Here is an 11985-nt window from a genome sequence, read left to right on the forward strand (position 1 = left end):
AATTTTATCCTGCCGCGCCCGCTATGCACAGCACAAATTCACCTTTTAGCGGATGAGTTTCAAAATAGGCCTTTACTTCAGTAACGGTGCCACGTACCGTTTCTTCGAACATTTTTGTCAGCTCGCGTGATACGGATATTTGCCTGTCGGCACCCCAATAGGTGGCCATTTCATCAAGCGTTTTTAATAAACGGTGCGGCGATTCGTAAAGTATAATGGTACGCTCTTCAGTAGCCAGTTTTTTATAGCGTGTTTGGCGGCCTTTTTTAAGCGGCAAAAAACCTTCAAAGCAAAACTTATCGGTAGGAAAGCCCGAGTTAACCAGTGCTGGCACAAAGGCCGTAGCGCCGGGCAGGCACTCTACCGCAATGTTAAACTTTAAAGCCTCGCGCACCAAAAAAAAGCCGGGGTCGGATATAGCCGGGGTGCCGGCATCAGATATCAGCGCTACGTTTTGGCCCATCAGTAAAAACTTGATGATCTCGTTACTGCTTTGGTGCTCGTTATGTTGGTGGTGTGCAAACACCTTGTTTTGTATATCAAAATGCTTCAGCATAGGCGCGCTGGTACGCGTATCTTCGGCCAGTATCAGGTCGGCCTCCTTTAAAACGCGTATGGCCCTAAAGGTCATATCCTCCAGGTTGCCTATGGGTGTGGGTACTAAGTATAGTTTACCTATTGTGCTCATGGTTTATGGTGGAGGTAGCGGTTGCAGTGGCAGGATAATATTCGCGTTTAAAAAAAACCGCTTCTGCTACTTAAAACTGCTACTTAAAAAATATCTTTGTCGTTTAAAATAATATCAATGCTGCAAGTTAGTTATATCCGCGATAACAGGGAACAGGTTTTAGAACGTTTGGCTGTAAAAAATTTTAAACAGCCCGAATTGGTCGACGAGATCATCAAATTAGACGAGAACAGGCGTCAAACACAAAACCAGTTGGATAATGTTTCATCGCAGGCTAACAGTGCCGCCAAACAAATAGGCGAGCTAATGCGCACAGGTAAAAAAGATGAGGCCGAAGCCATTAAAGCCAATACCGGCAAATGGAAAGAAGAAGGTAAAGCCTTTGGAGAGCAATTAGCCACTATAGAGCAAGAACTGCAGGATAAATTGGTGCTGTTGCCCAACCTGCCGCACTCGTCTGTACCCAAAGGATTAACCCCCGAAGATAACGAGGTGGTGCTTGAAAATGGCGCTATACCCCAACTGCCTGCCAATGCCTTACCGCATTGGGAACTGGCAGCTAAATACAATTTGATAGATTTTGAACTGGGTGTTAAAATAACCGGGGCAGGTTTCCCGGTTTATAAAAATAAAGGTGCCAAGCTGCAACGCGCCCTCATTAACTTTTTTATTGACGAGGCCGAAAAGGCGGGCTACAGCGAAGTAAGCGTGCCGCTGATGGTGAACGAGGCATCGGGTTTTGGCACCAGTCAGCTGCCCGATAAAGAGGGCCAGATGTATTTTGTAGGGATTGATAACCTGTACCTGATACCAACCGCCGAGGTGCCTATTACCAATATGTACCGCGATGTGATATTAAAGGCTGATGAGCTACCGGTGAAGAATTGCGGACATACCCCATGTTTTCGCCGTGAGGCGGGCTCATACGGCGCCCATGTGCGCGGACTGAACCGCTTGCACCAGTTTGACAAGGTGGAGATAGTACAGGTGGCGCATCCGGATAGATCGTACGAGGTGCTGGAAGATATGAGCACCCATGTGCAGGGCTTATTACAAAAGTTGGGCTTGCCTTACCGCGTGCTGCGCCTTTGCGGCGGCGATATGGGTTTTGGTAGCGCCCTAACCTACGATATGGAAACCTGGAGCGCGGCACAGCAGCGCTGGCTGGAGGTATCGTCGGTATCTAACTTTGAGACCTTCCAGGCAAATAGGCTGAAACTACGTTTCCGTAACGCCGAGGGCAAGACGCAACTGGCGCATACCCTAAATGGCAGTGCCCTTGCCCTGCCAAGGATAGTAGCCACATTGCTGGAGAACAACCAAACCGACAAAGGCATTAAAGTGCCGGAGGTATTGGTGCCATACACCAAATTTGAGTGGATAGATTAAACCCCGGAAATTAAAAAACATGATCCGCATATTGTTTATATGCGGATTTTTTTTATCTTAGTTAGGCGAGGCGAACGAAAAAAAACGAAAAATAAAGAATCGCCCACAGCAGGACGAGCAAAAGAGTGGAATTTTTTAGCTTAGGGGTGGAATATGAAATCTCACCTGTTGTCTTTTCTATAATCCTTTATTGATGGCCTGGTAAACTACGTCCTGGATGCGTGGGCGTATGTTTAAACTACCCAATTTACTGCTTGCAGTAGGGTGTACCCTGTTTGACAGGAATATGTAAACCAGGTTGTACTTAGGGTCGACCCATACACATGTACCCGTAAAACCGGTATGCCCGTAGGCCATGTTTGATGCCAGCTTCGATGGGTAATTATGCTCAGGGATAGGGTCCCAGCGGTCAAAACCTATACCCCTGCGGCTAACCTCCGATTGTTTAGATGTCCATAGGTCAACTGTCTCAGGCTTAATGTATTGTACGCCGCCGTAAGTGCCCCGGTTAAGCATCATTTGGTATAGTATTGCCACATCATTAGCGCTGGCAAACAAGCCTGCGTGGCCCGCTACACCGCCCATCAGGGCTGCGGTAGGGTCGTGTACATAGCCTATTAAAAGGGAATGGCGGTCTGTTTTATCATCTTCTGTAGGGATGATCTGGTTAGGGCTAAAGCGGTATAAAGGCAAAAAGCCTGCTGTTTGCATCCCAAGCGGGTTATAAAACTTTTGCTGTACGTAGGTATTAAGTGGCGTGGCGGTAAGGGTTTCTACTATCTGCTGCATAAATAGCAGGCTTACATCACTATACACGTACTGGCCACGGGTTTTAACCGGCGAACGCAGCATATCCGGGAACATCACATCGTTAAAATAACCCTTCCTTAAATAATAACCTTCGTTTACCTTGGTGGTATATAAGGCAGATGAATCTGTGCTGTGGTCGGTTGGTTTAACCTTGTCAAAGGTTTGAATATCAGGGATAAGGCCGGCCTGGTGTTCTAAAACCTCGCGTACAGTCAGGCTGTTTTTATTGGTGTTGCGGGCCATAGGTATATAGGTACCTATAGTCGAATCGAGGTTCAGCTTGCCCTGGTCGTACAATTGCATAGCCTCCATGGTAGTGGCCGATATTTTGGTCATAGATGCCAGGTCGAAAATGTCGTTCAGCTTGTCCAGTTGGGCATTATCATACTGATGGTAGCCGTATGCCTTGTTAAAGATCACCTTACCATCTTTGGCAACCAATACCACACAGCCCGGGGTAGCACGGTTGGCAATGGCTTCACGTGCTATGGCGTCAATCTCGGTAAGGTTATCGGCGTTTATACCGGCATCTTCGGGTACCGAGTATTGTAAACGTATCTTGTTTGTGAGGAAACCACTACCTGTATGGTACTTTGCCGAGATGTTTTTGGTAAGCCTTTGTGTAACAGGCACTCCGCCAAAAATGGCTTGGGAATTATAAAATGCCGATACCACAGACTGCCGCTCGCTCCAAACTATAGGTACGGTAACATCGTTTAACCGGGCAAGTGCCTGGCTGGAGCCTACCAGCGAAATTATGACGTTTTTAAGCTTTTGATTATTGTTAATAAAGCCAAATATCTGCGGATTGTTTAAATCAGCATCGGTTAGGTGGATAATAAGTGTGTTATAAAACTTAGTATCCATGGTTAGGTTATCCAGCGTTTTTGGGCCTAAATAGTCGTTACCATTAACAGATAATACCTGGGTGTATTTGTTTAGCAAACTATCAAAACCCGCAGCATAAGTGCCTGCAAAATGTATGCTGGCTACCTTTATGGCATCAAGATGTTGTAAGGGGATAAGCTGTTTTTCGTTATTTAACAATATGGTTGATTGAGCTACCAGGTTTTGTTCATCCACATAAGCTTTACCCAAAAAAGGAGGGTTTTGCGCACAAGCCGAATTAAACAGAACGAAACCTAACAATACTAATAAACAGGCCCCGCCCTTATTTTTTCTCATAAACCTTAACACCATTTATATACGTTTTTATTACTTTAACATTAGGTAACTCGTTGCCTTTGGCTTTCATGATATCTTTATCCAATATCACAAAATCGGCATATTTACCAACTTCAATACTGCCTTTTTCCTTTTCTTCAAAGTTGGCTTTGGCTGCCCAAATGGTCATGCCCTTTAAAGCTTCGGTACGGTTAAGCGCGTTTTCCATCTGGAAACCACCAGTAGGCGATCCTTTAAGGTCTTTGCGCTCAACTGCTGCATAAAACGTATACATGGGGTTAATGTTTTCAACCGGGAAATCGGTACCTAAAGGTATCCAGCCATTTTGCTGCATAAAGGCCTTATAAGCATAAGCCGATTTTAAGCGCTGTGCGCCTAAGCGCTTTGCCGCCCAAACCATATCAGAGGTAGCATGTGTAGGTTGCACCGATGGTATAATGCTATACTCGCCAAACATTTTAACATCTTCCGGCGCAACAATTTGCGAATGCTCTATCCGCCAGCGTCTATCGTTTTTGCCCTTTAAAACAGCGGCGTAAGCTTTCAATATCACCCTGTTAGCCGAGTCGCCGATAGCATGGGTACACATTTGGAAGCCTTTTTCGTATATTTTTTTAGCTACTTCATCGTAATGCGCTTTAGGGCTTAGCAAAAAGCCGTTCCAATTCTTTTGGTCGGAGTATGGCTTTAACAAACATGCCCCACGCGAGCCCAGGGCACCATCAGCATAAACCTTAAAAGCGCGTACGTTTAAGCCCGGTGTTTTGTATGCGCCGCGTTTAAACAGGTAATCGTAGTTTTCCTGCTTATCGGCCAGCATCAGGTACATGCGCATCTTCAGGTCGCCTTTATGTTGTAGTTGTGCAATTACGTTAATTAGCGTATAAGGCAGGCCGCAATCGTCAACAGTGGTTAAGCCTACGGCTAAACAATTTTTTTGTGCCGATAATAGCGCGCTTTGTACAACCTGCTCGGTTGGCTCGGGTATTTTACGGGTAACTATGCCCACCGCGTTATCAACTAATATACCGGTTAGTTTACCGTTAACAGTTTCTATAGTGCCACCTATAATGGTTTGACCAGGCTTTATGCCTGCAATATTTAAAGCAGCCTGGTTGGCAATGGCAGCGTGCCCGTCAATACGGCTTAGCAGCACCGGGCGCACGGGGAACAACGAATCCAATTTGGCTTTAGAGGGGAACTGCTTGTTTACCCATATGTTTTGATCCCAGCCGTGGCCGGTTATCCATCCCTCTGTATTTTTGCCTGCATAGTTGCTCACGCTATCTACAATAGCATCCCAGCTTTTACTGCCGGTAAGGTCAACCTCCTGCAGGCCCAGGCCGTATTCAAAAAAATGCGCGTGTGCATCAATAAAACCTGGATAAACCGCTTTACCGCCTGCGTCAACCACTTCTTTAGCCAAATATTTCTGTTCTAATGTATCGGCTTTGCCCACAGCTATAATTTTACCGTTACTTACCACAAAGGCATCAGCAGTGGTAAAGGTGCTATCAACCGTGTAAACTACCGCGTTTTTTACAAACAGATCGGCGTTATATTCTTTTTGTTTACAGGCTACAATAAGTAAAAGCAGCGCGGGCCAAAGTTTCTTCATTTTATTGATTTGAACAGGTGGATGTAAATATTAATAATGTAAATAGTATATACAACTTTGTAAAGGTAAAGTTATGCTATCAAATATTTAATTTAGCATCGAAATAGGAGGGATTTTTTTTAATGCCAGATATTATACAGCTTTTACCGGATGCCGTTGCTAACCAGATAGCCGCCGGCGAAGTAGTACAGCGCCCGGCTTCGGCCGTAAAGGAGTTGATAGAGAACGCGATAGATGCAGGCGCCGATAAGATACAGTTAATACTAAAAGATGCTGGCAAAGGATTGATACAGGTGATAGACAACGGTTGCGGCATGAGCCTTACCGACGCCCGTATGTGCTTTGAGCGCCATGCTACATCAAAAATACGCAAGGCCGAAGATCTTTTTGCCATACGCACTATGGGTTTTAGGGGCGAGGCCATGGCATCTATAGCAGCAATTGCACAGGTGGAATTAAAAACGCGCCGTCACGATGACGAATTAGGTACCTGTATTGTTATAGAAGGATCGGAAGTGATAAGCCAGGAAGCCTGCTCTGCTAAGACGGGGACAAGCATATCTATTAAAAACCTTTTTTATAATACACCTGCCCGCCGTAACTTTTTAAAAAGCAACCCGGTGGAAATGCGCCATATTATTGACGAATTTCAGCGTGTGGCACTGGCTAACCCGCAGGTTTTTTTAACCATGCACCATGATGGGCAGGAAGTTTATCACTTGCCGGCTGCAGCGCTAAAACAGCGTATAGTGCATTTATTGGGTAATAACTACAACCAGCGCCTGGTACCTGTAGAAGAGGATACCACCATTATTAATTTGCGGGGCTTTGTAGGCAAGCCGGAGTTTGCCCGTAAAACCCGTGGCGAGCAGTTCTTTTTTGTAAATAACCGTTTTATAAAGGACGCTTATTTAAACCATGCTGTGCTAACGGCTTTTCAGGAGTTATTGCCCGATGAAACTTACCCGCTGTATGTGCTTTTTATAGACATCGATCCTTCAAAAATTGATATCAACGTACATCCCACTAAAACAGAAATAAAGTACCAGGACGAGAAGGCTATTTACGCTATTATCCGCTCGGCGGTAAAACGCTCGTTGGGTAAGTACAATATTACCCCAACGCTTGATTTTGACCAGGAGAACAGCATAGGGCACCTTATAACCCCAAAACCTTTTGAAGATATTATACAACCATCCATTGCCTTTAACCCTGATTTTAACCCTTTTGCGGCCGAAAAGAAGATAGAGCGAGAGATTCCCTTTTTGAGAAACACCAACGATCATTATAGCGCCATACCGCGTAACTGGGACACTTTATACGAGATAGGTAAAAAAGAGGAGACCCTGCAGCACGAGATGCATGCCGAAAAGAGTATCCCTATTGATGAGCAGGATATCAGTAAAACCAGCGAAAAGCAATTCTTTCAGGTACATAACAGGTTCATCCTATCGCAGATAAAATCGGGCTTTATGCTTATTAATCAGCAAGCCGCGCACGAGCGTATTTTGTACGAACGTTTTTTACAGCAATTACAAAACCATTCCGGAGTGAGCCAGCAAAGCTTATTTCCGCAATCGGTTACACTAAACAGCAGCGATTTTGAGTTATTGAAAGAGTTATTACCTGATATTAGGGCATTAGGCTTTGACATACGCGAGTTTGGTAAAAACACAGTGGTGGTTGAAGGTATACCGGCTGATATTACCAACGCTAACGAGCACCAGTTATTAGAACAATTATTAGAAGGCTTTAAAAACAACCTTGCTATATTAAAGTTAGATAAGCGCGACAACCTTGCCCGCTCGCTTGCCCGTAACGCAGCGCTTAAAGCGGGGGTAAAATTATCTATGGAAGAAATGAACCAATTGGTTGACCAGCTTTTTGCCTGCCAAATGCCAAACCTTGCGCTAAATGGCAAGCCTGTAATTAGTACCTTTACATTGAACGAACTGGCCGAGCGATTTGAAAAATAACCTTAACTTATAACAATTACCTGATATAAACATGCAATCACCGTTTGCTAATATTCCACCGGTTGTAAAAAACCTGTTAATTATAAATGTTATCTTTTTTATTGCAACCTATGCATTGGGTCAATTTATTGATCTGAAAAGTATTTTAGCAGCCTATTATCCATTTTCACCATCATTCAGGCCATGGCAAATACTTACTTACATGTTTATGCATGCGGGTTTCCAGCATATATTCTTTAATATGTTTGCCCTGTACATGTTCGGCCCTATGCTGGAATATACTTTAGGTTCAAAAAAATTCTTTAACTATTATTTTATCACCGGTATTGGCGGTTATGTTCTTTACATGGCGGTACAAGCCATACAAATACATGCTATAACAGGTGGATTCACTATACCGCACCCCGAGTTAGAGGCTTCGTATTTTCAGTATGGGAGCCAGGAAAATGCGCAGGCTTTATATGCCTATTTTAATTTTCCAATGTTAGGCGCATCAGGTGCAGTATTTGGTATACTGGCAGGCTTTGGCATGTTGTTTCCAAATTTAGAAATGATGATATTGTTTATACCTGTACCCATTAAAGCTAAGTATGTGGTCATCGGTTATATCGCTATCGAATTATTCTCCGGTATCGGGCAGTTTGCCGGCGATTCGGTAGCACATTTTGCTCACCTTGGCGGGGCATTATTTGGCTTTATTTTGTTAAAAATTTGGGGTACAAAAAGGCCTAACAATTTCTATTAATACTGGTTTACTAATCATATATATTACTGTTTTTTATGAGCACCCTTTGGCAAGATATTCAATACAAGCTGTTAAAGTCGGGCAATAAGTTAACCTTGCTCATAGGTATTAACGTTATTGTTTTCCTGGTTATAAATATATTAGCTGTTGTTGAGCAGCTTTTTAGCGGTTTCGGCAATAGTGTAATACTCAATTTTACTAACGAATACCTGCTTTTACCGGCATCGTTACCTAAATTGCTTTATCGTTTTTGGACACCTCTTACCTATATGTTTATGCATGCAGGTATCTTTCACATCCTGTTTAATATGCTTTGGCTGTATTGGATGGGGCAAATATTTGAGGAGTATCTTGGTAACAAACGCACTATAGGTTTATATCTATTTGGTGGCCTTGCCGGTGGTATATTATTTATAATTTGTTATAACATTATACCTGCCTTTACCAGCGTTAATGCCGCACAAGGAGCGGTGGTGGTAGGGGCTTCGGCAAGTGTTATGGCTATTGTATTTGCCACCGCCACATTACTGCCTGATTATACCGTATCATTAATGTTTATAGGGCCCGTAAAATTAAAGTGGATAGCTTTATTTTATGTAGTGATAGATTTTTTGGGTATAGCAGGTGCTAACGCAGGCGGAGAAATTGCCCACCTTGGCGGCGCTTTATTTGGCTTTATGTACATTAAACAAATGCAGCGCGGCAACGATTGGATATTGGGTATAAGCAAATTATTTACACCCAAGCCAAAAATGAAGGTGGTTAATAACACAGGTAGCGCAGTTAAAACGCCCACAAAACCACGGCAAGAAGATATTGACCGTATTTTAGATAAGATATCAAGTAAAGGTTATGACAGCCTGAGCAAGCAGGAGAAAGAAACACTATTCAGAGCAAGCAACAATAATGAAGGCTAAAAAGCGGGAGTTGCCTTTTTTTGACAAGCTTTTTTTATGGCTTAACGTAATGTTATGCCTTGCATTGCTGTTAAGCTACTTAGCACCTAACACGGACCCCAGAACATTTTGGCCAATTGCTTTTTTTGGCCTTGCCTACCCGCCGTTACTACTGGCTAATGTGCTCATGATGGTTTACTGGATCATCCGTAAAAGTTATTTATCGTTTGTATCGGTAATATGCATATTAGTTGGCTACAAGGTTTTAACAAATAACATCGGTTTCAGGCTGCCGGCAAGCAATGTAAAATCAACCAGCCCACGGGCGGTGCGTTTAATGACTTATAACGTGCATAATTTTAAGCATTATGGCTCAAAAAATGATGTATCGACCAAGCGGGAGATATTGGCGCTGATCACAGAGCAAAAGCCAGATATAATAGGCATACAGGAGTTTTATACCCGCAAAAAAGGCGAGTATGATATGATAGACTCCATCAAAAAAATAATGGGGGCCAAATATTATTATTTCGAGCCTTTTAGTTCTTCAAGCTCCGAATCTATAGGGATGGCCATATTTTCAAAATTCCCTATAAAAAACCATGGCCTTATTATGCTTACGTTTAAGGGAAGTACTAACCAGTGCCTGTATGTTGATGTAGAAAATAATGATGTTAAGTTTAGGATGTACAGCGTACACCTGCAATCCATTAACTTTCAACCGCAGGATTACGAGTATTTGGGTACACTCTCAAAACAAGGGAAAACTAATATGGGGGCTACCAAGCGCCTGGGTAGTAAATTAAAAAGCGCTTTTTTAAAGCGCAGCGACCAGGTAGTGATCATAAAGGATCATGCTAAGACCTGTACTACACCGTATATCATATCAGGCGACTTTAATGATACGCCGGCATCATTCTCGGTAAACCAAATGGCCAAAGGGCTTAAAAACGCGTTTTGCGAAAAGGGATCGGGATTGGGCCGTACCTATAACGGCGATTTCCCGAACTACCAGATAGATTATGTGATGGTTAGTCCGGGTTTTAATGTGGCCGATTACCAGATCATTGAGAAAAAATTGTCAGACCACTATCCTTTACGCACCGACCTGGTATTAAAATAACATCAGCTAAATTAAACTCCACGCCTAAAATTGTAAGTTTGCGCTTATGGAACAAAAATTATTTGTTTACAACACTTTAACACGTAAGAAAGAAGAGTTTATACCGCTTAACGAAGGCCATGTTGGCATGTACGTTTGCGGCCCCACTGTATACAGCGATGTTCATTTAGGCAACTGCCGTACGTTTATATCATTCGATCTTATTTTTCGCTACCTGCTGCACCTGGGCTATAAGGTGCGTTATGTGCGAAATATTACTGATGCCGGCCACCTGGAGGGCGATAGTGATGAGGGCGAGGACAAAGTATCTAAAAAGGCTAAGATAGCACAGTTAGAGCCTATGGAGATCGTTCAAAAGTACACGGTTGATTTTCATGAGGTGATGAAAATATTTAATGCGCTGCCACCAAGTATTGAGCCTACTGCAACCGGGCACATTATTGAGCAGATTGAATTGGTTAAAGAGATATTAGCTAAAGGATATGCTTATGAAGAGAACGGATCAATATACTTTGATGTTGAAAAATACAACCAAACCCAGGATTACGGCATACTAAACGGCCGTAAGCTGGAGGATATGCTGAATAACACCCGAAGTTTAGGTGGCCAGCACGAAAAACATGGCAAGCTTGATTTTGCACTTTGGATAAAGGCTAAACCCGAGCATTTAATGAAATGGCCTTCGCCCTGGGGCGTGGGTTTCCCGGGATGGCATCTTGAATGTTCGGCCATGAGCAGTAAATACTTAGGTCACCAGTTTGATATACATGGCGGTGGGATAGACCTGATGCCTACACATCATACCAACGAGATAGCGCAAAGCGTAGCCTGCTGCGGTAAAAATCCCGCAAATTATTGGCTGCATACTAACATGCTTACCACCAACGGGCAAAAAATGTCAAAATCGTTGGGGAATAGCTTTTTGCCGCACGAATTGTTTTTAGGCACACACCCCTTGCTTAAAAAGGGCTATAGCCCCATGACGGTGCGATTCTTTTTTATGCAGGCCAGCTACCGCAGCACGGTTGATTTTAGTAACGAAGCGATTGAGGCAGCAGAAATTTTTTATAAAAGGCTTGCTGAGGCTGCAAAAAAATTGGTCACGCTTGAACAAAACGCGTTAATAGCTGTTGATGCGGAGGCTGATGCTACGATAAACGAGTTTTGTGATGACTGCTATCATGGCATGAATGACAATTTTAACTCGCCGAAAACGTTAGAAGCACTAAGTAATTTATCTAAATGGATAAATACATTTGCAACTGGAACACGTAATTCGGGAGAAATAGCTGCTAATACATTTGAACGGATGAAGAAAACTTACAATGATTTCTTTTTCGATGTTTTAGGGTTAAAGCAGGATGATAATGAGAATGCCGATACAGATGAGCTGTTGAGCCTGATTGTTAAGCTGCGTAACGAAGCTAAAGCAAACAAGGATTACGCAACATCAGATAAGATACGTGAAGGCCTTAAGCAAATAGGTTTTCAATTAAACGATAACAAACAAGGTACTACCGACTGGATAAAAATATAAAGCAACGTTAGCAAAGGC

Annotated in this window: 9 protein-coding genes; 6 read left to right on the forward strand and 3 right to left on the reverse strand. The window is 43.2% G+C overall.

Features of this window, described 5'->3' with window-relative positions; all coding sequences use genetic code 11:
• Positions 1-4: 4 nt before the first annotated feature.
• The gene (gene rsmI, locus FFF34_015120) at positions 5-688 is read right to left on the reverse strand and encodes a 16S rRNA (cytidine(1402)-2'-O)-methyltransferase (GenBank protein TSD63895.1); all 684 of its coding nucleotides are present in this window, start codon (positions 686-688) and stop codon (positions 5-7) included.
• Between the two features lie 117 nt (positions 689-805).
• Between rsmI and serS the strand changes: the two genes are divergently transcribed.
• A complete protein-coding gene (gene serS / locus FFF34_015125) occupies positions 806-2077 on the forward strand; it encodes a serine--tRNA ligase (protein ID TSD63896.1) in 1272 nt (423 codons plus the stop codon).
• Positions 2078-2254: 177 nt separating this feature from the next.
• On the opposite strand, the gene FFF34_015130 is transcribed toward serS, so the two are convergent.
• Both FFF34_015130 and FFF34_015135 read right to left on the reverse strand, forming a co-directional pair.
• The gene (locus tag FFF34_015130) at positions 2255-4072 is read right to left on the reverse strand and encodes a serine hydrolase (protein TSD63897.1); all 1818 of its coding nucleotides are present in this window, start codon (positions 4070-4072) and stop codon (positions 2255-2257) included.
• Entirely contained in the window at positions 4059-5690 is a 1632-nt protein-coding gene (locus tag FFF34_015135; protein ID TSD63898.1) for an amidohydrolase, read from the reverse strand. Before FFF34_015135 ends, FFF34_015130 begins: the two co-directional genes overlap by 14 nt.
• Positions 5691-5812: 122 nt before the next feature.
• Here FFF34_015135 and mutL point away from each other — a divergent pair, with 122 nt between their 5' ends.
• The 5 genes from mutL to FFF34_015160 are packed head-to-tail and all read left to right on the forward strand — an operon-like array spanning position 5813 to position 11967.
• On the forward strand, positions 5813-7666 hold the full coding sequence (gene mutL, locus FFF34_015140; GenBank protein TSD63899.1) for a DNA mismatch repair endonuclease MutL: 1854 nt from the start codon (positions 5813-5815) through the stop codon (positions 7664-7666).
• Positions 7667-7697: 31 nt separating this feature from the next.
• Positions 7698-8411, forward strand: a complete 714-nt coding sequence (locus FFF34_015145; GenBank protein TSD63900.1) for a rhomboid family intramembrane serine protease — start codon at positions 7698-7700, stop codon at positions 8409-8411.
• Between the two features lie 35 nt (positions 8412-8446).
• Complete coding sequence (locus tag FFF34_015150; GenBank protein ID TSD63901.1) at positions 8447-9328, forward strand: rhomboid family intramembrane serine protease; 882 nt, start codon at positions 8447-8449, stop codon at positions 9326-9328.
• The gene (locus tag FFF34_015155) at positions 9318-10430 is read left to right on the forward strand and encodes an endonuclease/exonuclease/phosphatase family protein (GenBank protein ID TSD63902.1); all 1113 of its coding nucleotides are present in this window, start codon (positions 9318-9320) and stop codon (positions 10428-10430) included. Before FFF34_015150 ends, FFF34_015155 begins: the two co-directional genes overlap by 11 nt.
• A gap of 46 nt (positions 10431-10476) precedes the next feature.
• Positions 10477-11967 (forward strand): cysteine--tRNA ligase, encoded by a 1491-nt coding sequence (locus FFF34_015160; protein TSD63903.1) that lies wholly within the window; start codon positions 10477-10479, stop codon positions 11965-11967.
• Positions 11968-11985: the final 18 nt, after the last annotated feature.

The sequence above is a fragment of the Inquilinus sp. KBS0705 genome, from assembly GCA_005938025.2.
GTDB lineage: Bacteria > Bacteroidota > Bacteroidia > Sphingobacteriales > Sphingobacteriaceae > Mucilaginibacter.